Here is an 18,205-nt window from a genome sequence, read left to right on the forward strand (position 1 = left end):
GCATGAAATTCCGTCCGGGCATACGTCGTTCGCTGCTCACGGCCCTGCTGGCCGCGGTCGTCTGCATCGCGGCGGCGGAAGCGGCCGTACCCCAGACTCCCCCGCAGGGCGTCAAAGGTGGCTCGGTGTCGCTCGAACGGTTCCGGGGAAAGAAGTCCATCGTGCGGGGCGGACGAATGCCGTTGCCCGACTCGCTGCGGCGCGATTCGCTGGGGCGCGATTCATTGCGCACGGCCGTCGACAGCACGCTGCTTAGGCTCGACTCGCTGGGCGGCGCGCTGCTGCCGCAGGATTCGCTGCTGCTGCAACTCACCGGCGGCGACTCGCTGCTGCGCGACACGCTGCTGCTCGATTCGCTGCGCCGCGATTCGCTGGCGCTCGCACCGGCCGACACCGCCCGCACCGAAAAGAAACGCAACTGGTTCATGAGCGACTCGATGTCGCTGTCGCGCGTCTGCTGGATGTCGATCCCCATCCCCGGCTACGGCCAGATCTACAACAAGCAATATTGGAAACTCCCGATCCTCTACGGCACGTTCGGCACCTCGCTGGCGCTGTACTTTCACGAGAACAAGAAGTTCAAGCCGCTCAAACGCCGCTTCGAGGAGATCACGAGCCAGGAGATGTCGCGCACGGAGGAGCTGGACGCCGTGCAGAGCGAAATGATCCACCACAACACGCGCCGGCAAATCTACCTGTTCGCAGCCATCGGCTCCTACATCTATTTCATCGGCGACGCGGCGGTCAACTACGCCACCAACGACGTATCGTCGGTCAAGAAAGCCACGACGCTGGCCACGATCTGCCCCGCCGCCGGCCAGATCTACAACAAGAGTTACTGGAAGGTGCCCATCGTGCTGGGCGGATTCGCCTCGATGATCTACATCATCGACTGGAACACCCGCGGTTACCAGCGCTTCAAGAAGGCCTACCGCCTGCGCTACGACTACGACCAGAAGGTCGCGGCCCACAACCAATGGAAGGAGGACGTGAAGAACGACCCCGACCTGCCCGAACCCGAAAACCCCGCGTCGTCGACCGACGAATTCAAGGGCCGCTATTCGGCCGATTTTCTCAAAAACCTCAAAAACAATTACCGACGCAACCGCGACCTGAGCATCATCGCCACGGCGGGTCTCTACATCCTTCAGATCGTCGACGCGCACGTCGACGCGCATCTCAAGGATTTCGACGTCTCGGACGACCTCTCGATGCGCATCGAACCCGCAGTCGACTACGCCTTCATCGCCGGCACGGGCGTACGGCCGGTCGTCGGGTTCAACTTCTCGATTAACTTCTGATTATCCCTGTCCGCCGATGAAAACCGCCCTGCGATACGCTCTCCTGCTCACCTTTCTGTCGATCTTCTGCCTCGACGCCGACGCCGCGCGCAAGCGTCCCCGCAAGCGGGCGAAAAAGAATGCGGCCGAAGCGGTCGCACCCGATACGGTCTACATCATCAAATACGTCCAGCCCGTCGATACGGCCGAGGTTCCGCAGCGGCCGAAATTCGGAGAACGCGGCTGCACCGACTATTCGCCCGAAGTGCGCGACTCGCTCCTGTCGGGGTGGTACCGGCGCAACGTCGTCGCCTCCTACGACGACTTCTTCGACCGCTACGTCTCGGAAGACACCACCGCAAACGGCTCCGACGACGCGACGCCCGACTCGGTCTACGCACGCCGGCTGCAACAGCTCGTATCGCCCGTCCAGCTCCCCTACAACCCTATCGTCCGCGGTTACATCGCCCGCTACACCAATCCCCGCTACGGTACGATCAGCCGCATCCTGGGGCTGTCGCAATACTATTTCCCGCTGATCGAGGAGGAGTTGATCAAGGCGGGGCTCCCCGTCGAACTGCGGGCGCTGCCGATCATCGAATCGGCGCTCAACCCGACGGCCGTGTCGCGCATGGGCGCCGCAGGCTTGTGGCAATTCATGCCTTCGACGGGAAAACTCTACGGACTGGAAGTCAACTCGCTCATCGACGAACGCTACGATCCCGTGCTGGCGACCCGCGCCGCCTGCCGCTACCTTAAAGACATGTACGCCGTCTTCGGCGACTGGATGCTGGCGATCGCCTCCTACAACTGCGGGCCGGGGAACGTCAACAAGGCTATCGCCCGTTCGGGCGGCGGCAAGACCTTCTGGGAGATCTACGACTACCTGCCGCGTGAAACGCGCGGCTATGTCCCTGCCTTCATCGGCGCCTCCTACGCCTACGCCTACCACAAGCAGCACGGCATCGAACTGACCGAACCGCCCCTGCCGCTGGCCGTCGACACGATCCGCGTCACGAAACTCATGCATCTGGGACAGGTCGCCTCGACGCTCGACCTCCCGATCGAAGTGCTTCGCCAGCTCAACCCCCAGTACCGGCTCGACATCATTCCGGCCACCGGAAAACACTACACGCTCGTGCTTCCGCAGGAGTATGCCTGCCGCTACATCGCCTGCGAGGAGGAGATCCAGCGCAAAGATTCGCTCTATCTGAAAGAGTATATCAATCCGGTCAACGTCGCCAAGAAACGTGCGGCGACGAGCAGCTACCTCATCCACACCGTCAAACGGGGCGAAACGCTCGGCTACATCGCCCGCAAATACCGCGTTTCGCAGCAGACGATCATGCGCGACAACCGTATCCGCAACGCCAACCGTCTGAGCATCGGCCAAAAACTGAAAATTCGCCGCCGATGAACACCCCGAACGATACCATCGTCGCGCCCGCCACCGCAGTGGGCGGCGCGATCGCCGTTGTGCGCATGAGCGGCCCCTCGGCACTCGCGATCTGCGACACCGTATTCAGCGGCGCACGGCGGGCGGGCGAAGCGGCCGGCTACACGGTGCTCTACGGCACGATCGCCGACGGCGCACGCGTGCTCGACGACGTGCTGGTCACGGTTTTCCGTGCGCCGCACTCCTACACCGGCGAAGATGCTGTCGAGATCTCGTGTCACGGCTCTCGATACATCGTCCGCGAACTGCTCGCACTGCTGGTTCGCCGCGGCGCCCGCATGGCGACGCCCGGCGAATTCACCTCGCGCGCCTTTCTCGGCGGCAAGCTCGACCTGTCGCAGGCCGAAGCGGTCGCCGATCTGATCGCTTCGGGTTCGCGTGCGGCACATACACTGGCCACCGACCAGATGCGCGGCGGTTACTCCGCCGAGTTGGAAACGCTGCGCGGCGAGTTGCTGCGGCTCGCCTCGCTGCTCGAACTCGAACTCGATTTCGGTGAGGAAGAGGTCGAATTCGCCGACCGCACGGAACTCCGCGCCGCAATGGAGCGGATCGGTGCGAAGATCGACCGGCTGATCGACTCCTTCGCCTTGGGCAACGCCATCAAGGAGGGTGTCGCCGTCGCAATCGTCGGCCGCCCCAACGTCGGGAAAAGTACGCTGCTCAACCGTCTGCTCAACGAGGAGCGGGCGCTGGTATCCGAAATTCCCGGCACGACACGCGATCCGATCGAAGCCACGCTGAACCTCGACGGCATTCTCTACCGGTTTATCGATACGGCGGGCCTGCGCACGACCGACGACACGGTCGAGCGCATGGGCATCGAACGTGCCTACGCCAGTGTCGCCCGCGCGCAAATCGTCCTGCAAGTGTTCGATGCCGCCGACCCCGCCATCGAGCCCCTCGACCTCCGGCCTGACCAATGCCGCATCCTGATCGCCAACAAAATTGACCGGATGGATCCGGCAGCCGCACCGGTATCGCTGCCCGACGGGGCACTGCCCCTCTCCGCCCGCGAGGGCAGGGGAATGGAACCGCTGTTGGAGAGACTGCGTGCAGCCGTCGACGCCTCGGCGCTCGACGACGGCCGGACGATCGTCTCCAACAGCCGCCACTACGAAGCGCTGCACCACGCCCGCACGGCGCTCGACGACGCCCTCGGCGGTCTGGAAACGTTACCCTCCGACCTGCTCGGCGAAGAGATCCGGCAAGCGATCTTCCATCTGGGCACCATCACCGGAGAAATCACCACAGACGAGGTCCTCGGTCAGATTTTCTCAAAGTTCTGCATCGGCAAGTGATGGCTTGGAAACAGCCGTAACTAACCATAATCATTCAGAACAAAGTCGCTGTATATCAGCGACTTTTCTGTTTTAACACTTTCCAGTCCGTATTTGGAAGTAACGGTTTTTATCCATATTTTTCTATCATATTTCTACCGCGACGGAAATTCACGGTTAGCCCGAATGTCACAGTAACGCATTAGTTGACGTGTGTTGACAATGGTTTACATGTGTAGACAAAAAGGGAAATTAAAAAACAGAGAAAATGATATAGAAAATATGGAAGTAAAGAGAATTTGTCAATGGTGCGGCAAACCGTTCATTGCACAGAAAACAACGACCTGTTATTGTAGCCCTCAATGCTCGAAGCGAGGTTACAAACATCGTATCAAGGAGCGCAAAATGGAACTGCGCCACATTCAGGAAATGCAGGAGCTGCGCTCCAGTTTGGAGAAGCAAGAATATTTCACTTTCTCGCAGGCTGCTCGATTGATGGGCGTGAGCCGTCAGTACATTTATAAATTAGTCAAAGAGGATAAACTTAGAGCATCCCGAATTAGCGGAAGAATGGCTTTGGTAAGGCGTGCAGACATAGAGTTAATGCTCAAAAGCAAACCTTACGAACGACTGGTTGCAAAAAACGACTTCGACATCACCGAGTATTACACTGCTGAAGAAATTGCAGAGAAATATAAGGTCAACGCCAAATGGGTGTGGACTTACACACGGCAACATAAAGTGCCGAAAGTGAGAATCCGCCAGTTCAACTATTACAGCAAGAAACATATCAATGCCGCCTTTGCCAAATACGAGGTGGATTCCGACCTTACTGAATGGTACACACCGGAAGAGATTCAAGAGAAGTACGGCATGACACGTGTCGCCATCCGTTCGCAGGTGTATCGGAACAACATTCCATCCAAGAAGGAGCATGGGCAGATATTCTACTCCAAGCTCCACTTCGACCTCTCGAAGAGTTCCGAACAGGAGAGCAAGGCGGAATACTATACCGTCAAGGAGGCAATGGAGAAATTCAAGCTCTCTCGTGATTCGGTTTACGGTATTCTGCAATTCCATCAGATCAACCGTGAGAAGAACGGACGGTTCGTCAGATTCCTGAAAGTGGAGTTTGACCGGGTAATGGGTGTCCGCAAATAGTCTAATTTATGACTATCCGTAAATTATTCAAAAATTAATCCCTGCTGTAGGTAATCTGCATGATTACATTATAGAGTTTCGCCGACGAATTAATAATAACCATAAAAATATAACATTATGCATGAATGCAAGACCGTGACATTAAGGACACGTCCGCTAAAAGGCAGGATGATGTCTTTCTATCTGGATTATTATCCGGGGTATCGAGACAAAGAGACAATGAAAGTTATCCGTCATGAATCGCTTGGTATTTATATCTATGCCAATCCGAGAAACAAACGTGAACAGAATTTCAACGAGGTAATGACCGAGAAAGCCGAAGCCATCCGTTGCCGCAGGTTCGAGTCGGTAGTCAATGAACGGTATGACTTCTTTGACAAGTACAAACTCAAGGCAGACTTTCTGGAGTATTATCGCAAGCAGCTCCGTAAGCATGACCAGAAATGGGAGTTTGTCTATCTGCATTTCAGTAACTTCGTACATGGTAAATGCACCTTTGAAGAGATTGACATCGACCTCTGTAACAAGTTTCGGGAATATCTGCTCACGGCCAAGAAACTGAGACGTAACGGCCCTATCACACGGAACTCCGCATCGGGATATTGGTCGACTTTCAGGGGCTTCCTGAAAATCCTCTACCGCAATGGAATGATAAAGACCAACGTCAATGATTTCTTGGATAAGATTGAAACGGAAGATGTGGTCAAAGAGTATCTGTCTGTAGAAGAACTGTATAAACTGGCTGAAACACCGTGCAAGAAACCCATTCTGAAAATAGCATCGCTGTTTTCATGTATGACCAGTTTACGTATCAGTGATATTCTTGCCTTATGTTGGGAAGATATTGTAGACTATTCAGCCGGAGGGAAATGCGTACACATCATTACACAAAAGAACAAAGCGGAAGACATCATTCCCATCAGCGAGGAGGCATTGGGATTGATAGGCTATAGTTCTGAAAAGAAAGGTTTGGTATTCAAGGGACTTATGCGCAGTTGGACACAAGCACCCATGAAAGAGTGGATTCGCTCTGCCGAAATTACTAAAAACATAACTTTCCACTCGTATCGGAGAACATTCGCCACGCTGCAAGCTGCGGCAGGAACGGACATCCGCACCATACAAAGCATAATGGCTCACAAGAGTATAACCACTACGCAAAGGTATATCAAAGTCGTGGATGCCAACAAACGTGAAGCCAGCAAAAAGATTACTTTGACAAGGAAAGACTGACAGCCGTTTCGTCCTCGATTTCTGCGGTCAGAGTATGATTTTAGGTGAAAAATCATACTCTGACCGTGATATTTAGGATGATACCTGGTAACTATCAGTCTCTTTATTGCAACTATCTGGAATATCGATTATATCTTTAGCGCAAAACGATTCCAAATACTTGCAGACCATGACGAATAAAAAACAAATTCAGACTAAAAAGATAAGTTTTATCCTCGCACTGTCCGTTATCATTTATGCGGCCATAGATACTTATCTTTTCCTTTGCCATGACATCAATATCATGCGTATAACGACCCCTGTCATCCTTGGACTGGTAATAGCTATCATATTGTGCGGGCTCCTGCACAAATTTTTCTATAAATGGCTGACAAAAAATCCTATCAACTTCTCTTTGGGCGAACCATATACCCCTATTGTAAAATCAGAGAACGCCATAGAACCTACGGATGCTACTGAAACACTGCCCATCGAGCAACCGATGGATTTGCTTGAACAGAAATGTCCTCCGTCCCAACAGTCGAATCAAGATACTGTAAACTCTGATTGTCCGCAAGATTCTCATTTGAATAAATATGATTCCATATTGGTGGAACTCAAAAAGAAAGAGATTGAAAGGCAAGCGGAAATCATGGATGTGATTCGGGAATATGTAACCGTCAAGACTGCCCCCTATCTCTCCAAAGAGGATATTGCCACCCTCATTTCCAATATAGAGCATATGGCTTACGATCAATCTGAGTCATATAAACCGATTCGTTCCAATATAGACAATCCGCTGAGGTCGCCGGGACTTCGCCATTTGGCATGGAATGTCGGTGAACGCTTGGGAGTGCCCTTAGCGAAAAGAGCAGTTTTTATCAAGAAATCATTTCCATACGAACTTGTAAATGCGACCCTTGAATATCTCAGGCTCAATTTACGGGATAATGTTCCAAGCCAGATTCCTATTGATGTACCCGATAAAGGCGATTATCGCTTCCATTTAGATGCAGATAATGATGACTCGCAATAAAAAAAGTATGCAGACGAAATAATTAATCCGGTCTGTATTGTTCTGCAAGGTTTCATTGAGTTGGTTCGCAGCATGTTAAATGATTAAAATAGTCATAATATGGAAAAAGACCAACTGACATTCAACGACCTGCCGACTGTGGTAGGCGAACTATGCGACAGAATCGCAAGTATGGAAAACCTGCTTACGGAGAAACTTTCAAAGCAGTACGAAACCAAAGAGAACACACACGTCCCCATGACCGTACAGGAGGCTTGCAACTATCTTAAAATGCCGTTGTCGACCTTTTATTACAAGGTCAAGAAGGACGATATTCCGGTTATAAAACAAGGAAAGCATCTCTACATCTATCGTGACGAACTGGATAGATGGCTGGAATCTTCCCGGAAGAATCCGGCTCCGCAAAGTTTCGAGGACGAGAATGAGTCCTTGCTCGCCTCCCATCGCCGTAAACCGAACCCTAAAAACTGGTAGCGATGGAAAAGACAGACACTATTATTCTTTCTCCGGAAGAATTGGCCGCTTACATGGCGGAGTCTACAATAAGCGTAACAAGTACATACGAACACTCCCCGATGGTTCTGATGGTGGACGATACCATTATCGGAACATTGGGAAACTTCAGTGCTTCCATCGGAAAAGCCAAAAGCAAGAAAACTTTCAACGTTTCAGCCATTGTCGCATCGGCATTGAGTGGCAGCACCGTACTTCATTACCGGTCTATGTTCCCTGAGAACAAGCGGAAGATTCTATACATAGACACAGAGCAGGGGCGGTATCATTGCCAACAAGTATTGAAACGCATATTACGTTTGGCCGACTTGCCGGAATACAAGAATCCGGATAATCTGATTATGCTGGCTCTGCGCAAGTTTTCCCCTAAACTACGTCTAGCGATAGTTGAACAGGCCATTGGCACAATACCGGATTTGGGATTGGTCATCATAGATGGCATTCGTGATTTCCTTTACGACATCAACTCCTCCAGCGAATCCACCGACATCATCTCCAAATTCATGCAGTGGACGGATGACAGGCAAATCCATATCCATACCGTCTTGCATCAGAACAAGAATGATGAACATGCCCGTGGTCACATCGGCACGGAACTAAACAATAAAGCGGAAACCATCATGCAGGTCGAAGTGGACAAAGAGGACAAAGCTGTAAGCGTGGTCGAAGCCGTCCATATCCGTGACCGTGAGTTTGAGCCTTTCGCCTTCCGCATAAACGAGGAAGCCATGCCCGAACCGGTAGAGTCCTATCTGCCCAAAGAGAAGAAGACCGGACGACCAACCAAAGGACCGTTCGATCCAGACAAGGAGATTCCAAAGAATGTACATCGTCCAGCATTGGATACCGTTTTTGCCAATGGCAACATCAGCAATTACGATGATTATATAGAACGCTTGAAAGAGGGTTACGGATTGCAGGGTATAAAACTCGGTTATAACAAGGCGGTAAAGGTCGCAACATTGCTAAGCGACAAACAAATGGTTATAAAAGAAGGGAAAGATTATGCCTTCAATCCAGAATACCATTATTGAGTTCAACTTTACTTTATTGTCGGGGCGTATACATAAGAATAAAGTAAAGTCGGCAGGAAGACATCATGTGAGATATTCATATTCTCCCCTCTTTTAGAGGCTCATTTCATTCTATGTTTCCTATCCGAGTGCCAGTTCACTATACGCATCCGATATGGCTTGCCGTGAAGCATCAACAGGTAACTGTTGCGAGATATGCCAAGGTATAACCTCACTGCGTTACGGTTGTACATTGGCGCTCTCGCCTGCTCAGTTCCCTTGCTGGTGCGGTACTCGCAAGCTCGCACCTATTCAACCATTATAAAATGATTCAGATGAAAGAAGATATTGAAAATACATCGGACTCCTCGAAAGAAACCAGAAGTGTCTTCATCGGAGCAAAAGTCACTCCTACTCAGAAGGAGCATATAAAATCACTGGCCGGACAATGCGGCATGACTGTAAGTGACTACATATTATCACGTGCGTATAACTTCAAGCCAAAAGCAAGGCTCACGAAAGAAGAAGCGGTACTGTTACAGAATCTGGACGATTGTCGGTCAGACCTCGTAAAATACACCTCCGCCCTACACGGAATGTCCACAAAGCAGCGCATGGCAATGTTCAATCAGGTTCCGTTTATGGTGGGCTGGCTGAAAGAATTAGGTAATGTGGCTGAAAATATCTGCCAGTTCCTGAATGCTGTAAAAGAGAAGAACAAAATTCCGTCCACCCCTAAATCCGAAGAAGAATGATTGCGAAAGCCAAAGCCATATCGCACGGCATAAACGACCTCCGTTACATTACCGGCGAATCACAGCATAAGAAGCATCCGGAGAAAATCTATCGGGTATTGGACAATCTGTTGTCCTCAGAACCGGATGCTATGGGGATATGGAACTCCATGCAGTTGACCCTATCCCAGCATCGACCGATAAAGAACTCCGTTATCAGAATCGAGCTGAGTCCATCACCCGAACATACCCGATTCTATGACATCGAGGACTGGCAAAAACTCTGGCACGACTTCGCAGAGGAGTTCGACAAACAAGTGATTACCGGTAAGAACGGAAAAGTCCGTTCTTGCCAAACCAATTTGGCTAATAGCAAATACTCGGTTTGGTTGCATACGGAATCCAAAGGTGAAGTCCCCCACCTCCATGCTGCGGTTTGCCGTTTGGATGAAGATGGAAATATCAACAATGACCACAATATTCATCTCCGGGCGCAACGTGCAGCAGAGCGAGTGGCAAAGAAACGTGGCTGGACGACTGCGGCACAAATCCGAAATCGCAACATCCCACAGGTGAACAAGGACTGTATGGAGGTGTTGAGAGCGATGCCGTCATGGTCATGGGATGAGTATAAGAATGCCCTTGCACAGAAAGGCTATACCGTGCATGAACGAGAGGACAAGCAAGGTATTCTCCGTGGTTATGCACTCGTGCATGGGAATACCAAATACAAGGCTTCAGAATTGGGAGTCGGCAGAAATCTTATGATCTCGAAACTTCCTACAACATGGAAGAAACTGCACCACCAGCCGACCACAACCATTAAGAACAATACTCCCCAAGTCGTCCAACAACCAGCAGAACATAAGGCTGTCCCTATTGACTACACCCAATATCGCGCAGACCGTTCAGACATGATTCCCTATACCCTTAACCATGAAGGCAAGGAATACCGATTCTATATTCCGGGAAAAGTGCTTGACTGTTTCAATGACGAGTTCGATTACAGGTTTGTTGCCAACTGTCAAGAGCTTACTGATATAGCGGTAGCTATTTTTGTTGGGCTACTTGATACGCAGAATGTTGTAACTGGAGGTGGTGGCGGAGGTTCGCAAAGCGACCTTCCGTGGAGAGACAAGGACGAAGACGATTTGCAATGGGCTCGCAGATGCGCTCGTGTTGCCAACCGTTCGTTAGGAAAGAAAACGAAAACAGGATTAAAACGATAAGCCTATGAAGCCGAACATGAAAAAGAAATTCGATTTTTCCGCTGAAATGAATGAAGCGGAATCCATAAAAGCCACTCCAAAGAATGAATATCTGGAGGAAGAGAAACGGCTACTCAAAGAGAACATCAAGGAACTTGCCAGCCTGAATGACAACGTGCATTATATAATTACAAATCTGGACAATCTGCTCGAATTTCTACGAGAGTACAAAGTGGCTATTGCACAAGGGACGCAGGAACAGGCGGAAAAATTCGGGCAAACTGTCCTTGATAAGTTCCTTCACCAAATTCAAGACAAATGTAATGAAACTGAGCGAAAAATCCGTAAGGTTGACAGCCATATTTTCATACCATACACGATATTCTATATCTTGATTATCATACTGGTTGTCCTATTTTCTTTTTTCGCTAGCATCATAGTGGTCAATACGGAGATTTTGCACTCGGCATTGATTTGGAAGGCTGTTTTATGGTGTACAGTATCAGCTGTGATTGGAATGGTAATAACGATTCTGCTATCGAAAATCCTGAAAAGATTAATTGATAGATAGGAATTTACATGAGTAAGAATACAATTGAAGATAATTCTTTATCTTTGTCGAGTACATCTAACATGACATGAAATGAAATTATACAACAAGAAATATCTATCCTTCTTATTATTTATAGGATTACTACTAATAATCCCTATTATTTTGTTCTTCAAATACCTTCTCACTTCCCGATTATTGGCGATTCGCAGACATGGCTTTCCTTTTGGGCTTCTTACATCGGAGCCATTGCATCATTCGCTATGATTGCTGTAACATTTTTAACTCTAAAACAAAATCAAGCCCAACTAAATGAAATCAAACGCCAGTGGGAGGAGGAACATCGACCTCATCTCGTCTGCCGAATCATTGTAAATAAAAAAGCCTTTATTCTGCAAATATCCAATCCGAGCCAATTTGACGCATCTAACGTGATAACAAGCTTTGGAGATGACCTAATCAACAATCTTGATGATAAATTCCGCAACATGTACACCAATACTTCACAGAACCCTGTATATATCTCTTCTGGCAAATCTTGGAACTGCCTTATTGGATGGTGTGAAGATATTAATCAAAAATGGAAAGATAAGGATTTCAATATAATTACGGAAGTTAGCTATAATGACAAATATCGTTTAAACTCCATCATTCCCATCAAAACTTTTGTCAACCGCATTAACATACTCGTACAAAGTCCATTGGAAGATGCAGCTCAAGATTTGGTCGCAGGTCTTGTCAAACCCCATTCTGTCTCTCCACACAAAACAGTTCAAGTTTCTCTTGAAGAAATATCGAAAACCTTGAGTAAAATATCAACTAAACTTGACACTGTAGATGAAACAGATTAAGTAAAATGTGATAATTAAATAGAGCGAAGAAATTGCGATACTAAATTTCCTCGCTCTGTATATAACTCTATTTACCAAGTGACTTGAACACCTTAGCTATGCATCGCTTTTTCTGTTCCATATTGGGGTGAACATATAAGTCCAGTGTAGTCGAAATGTTGGAATGTCCCAGTAATACACTAACGGTCTTATAGTCACAACCGACTTCTATACAGCGAGTCGCGAAGCTATGACGCAGTCCATGATACTTCAGCTTGGGAATATCAAGTTTCTCCATAAGCCTTTTATAGTAGTTGCGATATGTGCGTGGCTCTGTCGGACGCTCATCATTAGTAAGAATGTAATAATCGTCATTAATTACTTTTTTCAAAGGCTTTAACATAGTAAGCAATTCTTTGTTTATCGGGATTTCACGGCAAGAGTTTTTTGTCTTTGGCGTGTTGATGACCAGCTCTGTATGTTTTCTCTCTCCTTCTATGATATAGATGCGTTCTATCGTCCGGTTAACGGTTAGAATCCCGTCATATACATTGATGTCGCTCCATTTCAAAGCACAGATCTCCCCTATACGCAGACCGGTACTAAGGCTGATATAGATACCAAGTCCCGGAAAGGAAAAGTGGCTCTGAATATAGTTCAGAATCTTTTTATGATTTGCCACGGACAAGACCTCCAACTTTTTACCAGCAACGTCTGTTGGGTACTTAATATCCCATTCGTAATAGTTCATCCATTCGTTTTTCACCCCGAATTTCATAACCATCTTTAGGACAACAAGAATGTCCTTAACAGATTTCATGCTCAATCCGCCTTCCAACTTTTCAAGCACAAAGCCTTGTACATCATTTTCATGAAGTTCGTTACTCTCACCAAACTTTGGCAAAATGTGATTTTCAAGAATCAACATGTAGGCTGCCAATGTCGATTGTTTCACATACGGTCGCTTGTTCTCTCGCCATGCGTCCGAAATTTCTCTAATTGTCTTCTGATTCATAATCTTGAATTTAATTGGTTCTAATAATTAGAGAAATATAATAGGTAATGTTCCCCATTTGAGATTTCCGGAGTTTACGGAGGAGTGGGAGGAAACTACATTGGGCAAAATTTCAGAGATAACAAAAGGCAGTGGAATATCTAAAGATCAATTATCTGAACAGGGCTCTCCTTGTATATTGTATGGTGAACTTTATACCAAGTACAAGTCTGAAATTATTGATGAGGTATATAGTAGAACAGAGTTGGATTCATCATCGCTGGTTAAAAGTAAGGCTAATGATGTCATAATCCCATGTTCTGGAGAAACTGCTATAGACATATCAACAGCTCGATGTGTTCCATTTAATAACATCCTGCTGGGTGGAGATTTGAATATCATAAGACTCAAACATGATGATGGAGGATTCTTTGCCTATCAACTTAATGGTGCTCGTAAAAAAGACATCGCTCGTGTCGCCCAAGGTGTTTCTGTCGTACACCTGTATGGTGAAAACTTAAAGCATATTAGAGTTTATCATCCTGCCATTGAGGAACAAAAGAAGATAACACGTCTATTGTCTCTCATAGACGAGCGCATTGCTACCCAAAACAAAATCATTGAGGATTTGAAAAAACTAAAGTCCGCAATAACAGATTTACTCTTTCATTCAATAGCAGATGCTCATACCATACGTTTAGGCGAAATTGCACATATTACGAATGGTGCTGGTGACGTGCAAGATGCTAATACAGAACATCAAGAAGATTGGTATCCTTTCTTTGACCGTTCAGAAGAATTAAAATGGTTTCCAACTTATTCGTTTGACAAAGAAGCTGTTATTTATGCTGGCGAAGGACAAAGTTTTTATCCTCGATATTATAATGGGAAATTTGCTTTACACCAAAGGTGTTACGCCATAACGGATTTCGCTTCATGTATTATACCAAAGTATTGTTACCATTTTATGAATACATTAAATTCTTATTTTGTTAGAAATTCAGTTGGTTCTACTGTACCATCTTTGAGAATGGATATATTTCAAAAGGTAGAAATTAGACTACCTCCTATACCAAAGCAACAGCATATATGTAAAATTATTGATGCTTTTTATACTAAACTTGAAGTCGAACAAAGGGGCATTTCTATTTTACAAGAATTGAAGCAATTTTTGCTCTCGCAGATGTTCATATAAACATTTGCGAGAGCAGGTATCTTCGTTGCTGCTGATATTTAGAAAATATGCTATCCACTAATGAAAGATTGTTTTCGATTTTTGAAATGTACTTACTGATATTCTTTTGTTGCTCAATACTTGGCAAATGAATTTCTATATTGCACAACTCCTCAAAAGTAAGACATAAGCGAACACTGCCTTCCAGGCGTTTATACATTTCATGTTTGAATGTTTGTGATGCAAAATAGTACTTTAGATAACTGGGTAATAATTCTGATTTTGTAGTAAAGCAAACATACATGGGACTAACAATACCATTACTGTCCATTTCGTACAATGCTATTGAGCCAACATTTATACGAGCAGGATTGTATGCAAACATACCTTTCTTCACAACCTTATAATTTGAGGTATCATCGCTTGCTACTTCTCTGTCCTCAAATTGGTCTGATTGAGCTATAAATCCGTATTTGTTACTAACCGAAAGAACTTGCAAATCAGAGCCACTGCGATTTCTATCAGAACATTGTTTGAGTAATTCGGACAGTGGAATCATATTTGTTTGTGAAGAATAGCACCGATGAATAATTGCGGACATTACTGTACAGCAATCCTTAATTAAAGGGCTTATAGATGATATAATAACTCTGAAATGTGGGCAGTTAGTGGCATTTGAAACATTATATAGTAAAGCAGGTGAGGGTGGAACACCCACTACGTCAAATACAGAATTTTATGATAACGGCAGCATTCCTTTCATAAAAATAGACGATTTGAGCAATAAATATTTATCGGCTAACAAAGACTATATTACAGAGTTAGGACTCAAAAAATCTTCAGCATGGCTGATTCCTACGCACTCCATTATATACTCTAATGGAGCAACAATCGGTGCTATTTCTATAAACAAATATCCAGTCTGTACCAAACAAGGAATTTTAGGTATTGTCCCTAATACAAATATTGATGTTGAATTTCTTTATTACTTTATGCAATCTTCATATTTTCAAAAAGAAGTTGAACGTGTTGTAACTGAAGGTACGATGAAAACAGCCTACCTAAAGGATATAAATCACATAAAATGCCCAATACCAGATTTAGATAGGCAAAAAGAAATTAGTCATCTTCTTTCAGTGTTATCGCTTAAAGAGGATGTTGAAAGGCAACTATTACAGAAATATCAAATACAGAAACAATATCTATTAAGGAAGATGTTCATATAAACATCTTCCCCAACAAATACAGTTTTTGTTGATTGAATGACGCAAGAAGTTCTTGCTCAACAAAAAGTTTGCTCTCCAATTTGTCAAGCACGTTTGCGACACGCTTTTGTTCAGCAAGTGAAGGACAATATATTTTCGCTTTACCATAATCTTTGAAGTAGATATGTGGTATCGCCATACCAGTTTTGTACGGTTGAAAGTTGAACACTGACAGCGCAAAGTACAGATACCGCAAATCATTGTTGCCTATGACAGTAAGATAGTTGAGTGTGCCAATTACCGAAAATTTGCCCTGTGCATAGGAAACTGTACCAACACCCGAACCATCCTTGATTACCAGTATCGCATCACCGTTCATTTGTGGCACATCTTTATAACCAACCAATCCATTTGCACCAAACACTTTGCATAGTCCACTAGACAAAACCTCGCTCTCTTGAAGTGTTGAGCTATGACACTCTAAACACTGAGAAATTGCAATGTTAGCCTTTTCTTTGGTAGTTAGCGCAACTGCAAGCCCTTTAATTAAGGATTGCAGTTTCTCAATGATTTTGTTTTGGGTGGCGATACGCTCATCCAATAGTCGAAATAGCTCTGCTATTTTTGTGCGTTCTGCATGGTTCTCAGGAAAGTAGAATTCAAATCCGTTAAAATCAGATGTCGTTATCTGATTTATTCTTGCTCCTAGATTTTCTCCCACTTGCGAAAAATACTTCTTTGTACTTAGTAATGGAAGTATAAATGGGTTATCGTTAGCTCGATATACCATCATAAATGCCCCAAATGTATTGTTAGCATCTTCTTGTTTTATTATAGCATTTTTACCTATCAGTCGTTGGCTGCCATTTCTTGCACATACTAAAATATCATTCTCTTTCGTAATGATTTTGTCCTTAATATGTTTATTAACACGTACTAAATCAGAATAGTCTATCATTCCGTTTTTTATATTCGAGGAACGAAAGACAATAATTCCGTTATTATCTACAACATCAGAAGGTTTATATGTTAAACCTATAATTGTTTCACCGATTTCACCTAATGAATGTTTCTTCCACTCTCCACTAAACTCAGGGAATCTCAAATGGGGAACATTGAGGACTTTATTTTCGTTATTATCTGCCATAATCATTATTCTTTATCGGGATTGATATCAAACGGCAACAATTTGTCACCATCATTAAACCGGTCGAAATCGGAGATAAACGAACGGTCTTGAATCACTTTATATTTTTCATACTCACAATACGCCTTCTCTCGTGCCTCTTCTTGAGAAACTTTACCGGCTGAATCTTGTGCTTGATAGTCCATTGTAGCAAGAAACTGTTCAAGACGCTGCTTCCAGTCTGCCATCGTTGTAATGATATGGCGTTGAGCACGCTGTTCTGCAAATTCAAGAAATGCGTTAGTTACGCCGTTGAGTTCTGAAACCTCTTTGTCAGACAAGTAGTTCTTTGCTACAATCGTATCAGATTTCTGTACTCTGCCATTGGGAGCTTTTTTCCAAGTGGTCAGTCCCATGTGCGGCATTTCCGAGTCGGCACGTTCATATACTATTTCGGCAGCAGTACGATGAGTTACAGCCAAGTGCATCATGTTTTGCACCATCTTGAAGAACAATTTGGTACAATCCGACTTCGGGTCGTAATCCGCACTGCATTCGGCATAGATGTCTGTTATCTTTTGGTAGTATCTGCGCTCTGAGGTACGTATCTCACGAATACGCTCCAGTAAATCGTCAAAATAATCTTTGCCAAAGTGTTTTCCCTGCTTCAAACGTTCATCATCAAGCGCATATCCTTTAATAATAAACTCCTTCAATACAGATGTAGCCCAGATACGAAACTGGGTGGCTTGATAGCTATTGACACGATAACCTACCGCAATAATAGCATCCAAATTATAGAACAGAGGTGTACGTTCCACATCCCTTTTTCCCTCTGATTGAACTATCCCAATTTTTCGGATAGTTGCCTCTTTTGTAAGCTCGCCTGTTTCGTAAATCTGACCAAGATGATAGTTGACAGTCCGTACATCCACCCCGAACAAATCGGCCATACGCTTTTGTGACATCCAAAATGTTTCACTGTTGAATATCACTTCTATTCGTGCCTCGCCTTGCGCCGTTTTATACAGCAAAATGTTAGAACTCAACGAATTTTGCATCAATTCGTTTGTCGAAATTGTTCGAGTAAAATAATCGCGAGCTTGTTGTACCAACACTTTTTTGACATCGGCATTTTCGGCAACAATCATACATGCCATACGAGACAGACGGAAGATATTGACCTTACGGAATGAACCGCTTCCAATCCTTACCATATCAACCGCTTGGTTGAAATGGTCGTCTACATTCATTCCTTTTTCACCTGCCACCTTGATAGCCTTGTCTATGACTCTTTGGAATTTCCAATAAGCCGAATAGCCCATAGCAGCGCACAGGTCGCGAGAACTCCAGTATTCGTTTCCGCCCTCATCCTGACGGCGTATATTGCCGAATGATGGACGCATTTCGGGGATGTTGTCTATCTCTGCCAT

The 18,205-nt window shown here is 45.8% G+C and carries 18 protein-coding genes; 14 read left to right on the top strand and 4 right to left on the bottom strand.

Going from position 1 to position 18,205, the window contains the following annotated elements:
* Window positions 1-2 precede the first annotated feature (2 nt).
* The 12 genes from FMF02_RS01875 to FMF02_RS01930 all read left to right on the top strand — a co-directional run bounded on the left by FMF02_RS01875 (window position 3) and on the right by FMF02_RS01930 (window position 12,294).
* Window positions 3-1,301, top strand: coding sequence for a DUF5683 domain-containing protein (locus FMF02_RS01875; protein WP_141412026.1), 1,299 nt, complete (start codon window positions 3-5; stop codon window positions 1,299-1,301).
* 16 nt (window positions 1,302-1,317) lie between these two features.
* A complete protein-coding gene (locus tag FMF02_RS01880; protein ID WP_141412027.1) occupies window positions 1,318-2,697 on the top strand; it encodes a lytic transglycosylase domain-containing protein in 1,380 nt (459 codons plus the stop codon).
* Entirely contained in the window at window positions 2,694-4,037 is a 1,344-nt protein-coding gene (gene mnmE / locus FMF02_RS01885; protein WP_141412028.1) for a tRNA uridine-5-carboxymethylaminomethyl(34) synthesis GTPase MnmE, read from the top strand. Before FMF02_RS01880 ends, mnmE begins: the two co-directional genes overlap by 4 nt.
* A gap of 261 nt (window positions 4,038-4,298) precedes the next feature.
* Window positions 4,299-5,177 (top strand): helix-turn-helix domain-containing protein, encoded by an 879-nt coding sequence (locus tag FMF02_RS01890; RefSeq protein ID WP_117513472.1) that lies wholly within the window; start codon window positions 4,299-4,301, stop codon window positions 5,175-5,177.
* Between the two features lie 117 nt (window positions 5,178-5,294).
* A complete protein-coding gene (locus FMF02_RS01895) occupies window positions 5,295-6,410 on the top strand; it encodes a tyrosine-type recombinase/integrase (RefSeq protein ID WP_117513473.1) in 1,116 nt (371 codons plus the stop codon).
* Window positions 6,411-6,579: 169 nt separating this feature from the next.
* Complete coding sequence (locus FMF02_RS01900) at window positions 6,580-7,425, top strand: hypothetical protein (protein WP_117513475.1); 846 nt, start codon at window positions 6,580-6,582, stop codon at window positions 7,423-7,425.
* A gap of 99 nt (window positions 7,426-7,524) precedes the next feature.
* Entirely contained in the window at window positions 7,525-7,899 is a 375-nt protein-coding gene (locus FMF02_RS01905; RefSeq protein WP_117513477.1) for a helix-turn-helix domain-containing protein, read from the top strand.
* A gap of 2 nt (window positions 7,900-7,901) precedes the next feature.
* The gene (locus FMF02_RS01910; protein WP_117513479.1) at window positions 7,902-8,972 is read left to right on the top strand and encodes an AAA family ATPase; all 1,071 of its coding nucleotides are present in this window, start codon (window positions 7,902-7,904) and stop codon (window positions 8,970-8,972) included.
* Between the two features lie 314 nt (window positions 8,973-9,286).
* The gene (locus FMF02_RS01915; protein ID WP_060385806.1) at window positions 9,287-9,706 is read left to right on the top strand and encodes a plasmid mobilization protein; all 420 of its coding nucleotides are present in this window, start codon (window positions 9,287-9,289) and stop codon (window positions 9,704-9,706) included.
* On the top strand, window positions 9,703-10,914 hold the full coding sequence (locus FMF02_RS01920) for a relaxase/mobilization nuclease domain-containing protein (RefSeq protein WP_141412029.1): 1,212 nt from the start codon (window positions 9,703-9,705) through the stop codon (window positions 10,912-10,914). The genes FMF02_RS01915 and FMF02_RS01920 overlap by 4 nt, the downstream gene beginning before the upstream one ends.
* Window positions 10,915-10,918: 4 nt before the next feature.
* The gene (locus FMF02_RS01925; protein ID WP_225550585.1) at window positions 10,919-11,464 is read left to right on the top strand and encodes an inorganic phosphate transporter; all 546 of its coding nucleotides are present in this window, start codon (window positions 10,919-10,921) and stop codon (window positions 11,462-11,464) included.
* 242 nt (window positions 11,465-11,706) lie between these two features.
* Window positions 11,707-12,294, top strand: a complete 588-nt coding sequence (locus FMF02_RS01930) for a hypothetical protein (RefSeq protein WP_117513485.1) — start codon at window positions 11,707-11,709, stop codon at window positions 12,292-12,294.
* A 67-nt stretch (window positions 12,295-12,361) separates the two neighbouring features.
* On the opposite strand, the gene FMF02_RS01935 is transcribed toward FMF02_RS01930, so the two are convergent.
* Complete coding sequence (locus FMF02_RS01935) at window positions 12,362-13,288, bottom strand: tyrosine-type recombinase/integrase (protein WP_117513486.1); 927 nt, start codon at window positions 13,286-13,288, stop codon at window positions 12,362-12,364.
* A 58-nt stretch (window positions 13,289-13,346) separates the two neighbouring features.
* On the opposite strand from FMF02_RS01935, the gene FMF02_RS01940 reads away from it, so the two are divergent.
* Entirely contained in the window at window positions 13,347-14,462 is a 1,116-nt protein-coding gene (locus tag FMF02_RS01940) for a restriction endonuclease subunit S (protein ID WP_141412030.1), read from the top strand.
* On the opposite strand, the gene FMF02_RS01945 is transcribed toward FMF02_RS01940, so the two are convergent.
* Window positions 14,455-15,000 (bottom strand): restriction endonuclease subunit S, encoded by a 546-nt coding sequence (locus FMF02_RS01945; RefSeq protein ID WP_225550583.1) that lies wholly within the window; start codon window positions 14,998-15,000, stop codon window positions 14,455-14,457. The genes FMF02_RS01940 and FMF02_RS01945 overlap by 8 nt on opposite strands.
* Window positions 15,001-15,109: 109 nt before the next feature.
* Here FMF02_RS01945 and FMF02_RS01950 point away from each other — a divergent pair, with 109 nt between their 5' ends.
* Window positions 15,110-15,667: a restriction endonuclease subunit S gene (locus tag FMF02_RS01950; protein WP_032943358.1), complete on the top strand. Its 558-nt coding sequence runs from the start codon at window positions 15,110-15,112 to the stop codon at window positions 15,665-15,667.
* Here FMF02_RS01950 and FMF02_RS01955 read toward each other — a convergent pair.
* Both FMF02_RS01955 and FMF02_RS01960 read right to left on the bottom strand, forming a co-directional pair.
* Window positions 15,660-16,793 (bottom strand): restriction endonuclease subunit S, encoded by a 1,134-nt coding sequence (locus tag FMF02_RS01955; protein WP_141412031.1) that lies wholly within the window; start codon window positions 16,791-16,793, stop codon window positions 15,660-15,662. The two genes, FMF02_RS01950 and FMF02_RS01955, sit on opposite strands and share 8 nt — an antisense overlap.
* Before the next feature lie 5 nt (window positions 16,794-16,798).
* On the bottom strand, window positions 16,799-18,205 hold the full coding sequence (locus FMF02_RS01960) for a virulence RhuM family protein (protein ID WP_162502258.1): 1,407 nt from the start codon (window positions 18,203-18,205) through the stop codon (window positions 16,799-16,801).

The organism is Alistipes communis, assembly GCF_006542665.1.
GTDB classification, from domain to species: domain Bacteria; phylum Bacteroidota; class Bacteroidia; order Bacteroidales; family Rikenellaceae; genus Alistipes; species Alistipes communis.

Excerpts from the sequence above, each read along its gene's own strand:
- FMF02_RS01875 (WP_141412026.1), top strand. The coding sequence starts at position 3 with ATGAAATTCCGTCCGGGCATACGTCGTTCGCTGCTCACGGCCCTGCTG.
- FMF02_RS01880 (WP_141412027.1), top strand. The coding sequence starts at position 1,318 with ATGAAAACCGCCCTGCGATACGCTCTCCTGCTCACCTTTCTGTCGATC.
- mnmE (WP_141412028.1), top strand. The coding sequence starts at position 2,694 with ATGAACACCCCGAACGATACCATCGTCGCGCCCGCCACCGCAGTGGGC.
- FMF02_RS01890 (WP_117513472.1), top strand. The coding sequence starts at position 4,299 with ATGGAAGTAAAGAGAATTTGTCAATGGTGCGGCAAACCGTTCATTGCA.
- FMF02_RS01895 (WP_117513473.1), top strand. The coding sequence starts at position 5,295 with ATGCATGAATGCAAGACCGTGACATTAAGGACACGTCCGCTAAAAGGC.
- FMF02_RS01900 (WP_117513475.1), top strand. The coding sequence starts at position 6,580 with ATGACGAATAAAAAACAAATTCAGACTAAAAAGATAAGTTTTATCCTC.
- FMF02_RS01905 (WP_117513477.1), top strand. The coding sequence starts at position 7,525 with ATGGAAAAAGACCAACTGACATTCAACGACCTGCCGACTGTGGTAGGC.
- FMF02_RS01910 (WP_117513479.1), top strand. The coding sequence starts at position 7,902 with ATGGAAAAGACAGACACTATTATTCTTTCTCCGGAAGAATTGGCCGCT.
- FMF02_RS01915 (WP_060385806.1), top strand. The coding sequence starts at position 9,287 with ATGAAAGAAGATATTGAAAATACATCGGACTCCTCGAAAGAAACCAGA.
- FMF02_RS01920 (WP_141412029.1), top strand. The coding sequence starts at position 9,703 with ATGATTGCGAAAGCCAAAGCCATATCGCACGGCATAAACGACCTCCGT.
- FMF02_RS01925 (WP_225550585.1), top strand. The coding sequence starts at position 10,919 with ATGAAGCCGAACATGAAAAAGAAATTCGATTTTTCCGCTGAAATGAAT.
- FMF02_RS01930 (WP_117513485.1), top strand. The coding sequence starts at position 11,707 with ATGATTGCTGTAACATTTTTAACTCTAAAACAAAATCAAGCCCAACTA.
- FMF02_RS01935 (WP_117513486.1), bottom strand. The coding sequence starts at position 13,288 with ATGAATCAGAAGACAATTAGAGAAATTTCGGACGCATGGCGAGAGAAC.
- FMF02_RS01945 (WP_225550583.1), bottom strand. The coding sequence starts at position 15,000 with ATGATTCCACTGTCCGAATTACTCAAACAATGTTCTGATAGAAATCGC.
- FMF02_RS01955 (WP_141412031.1), bottom strand. The coding sequence starts at position 16,793 with ATGGCAGATAATAACGAAAATAAAGTCCTCAATGTTCCCCATTTGAGA.
- FMF02_RS01960 (WP_162502258.1), bottom strand. The coding sequence starts at position 18,205 with ATGGCAGAGATAGACAACATCCCCGAAATGCGTCCATCATTCGGCAAT.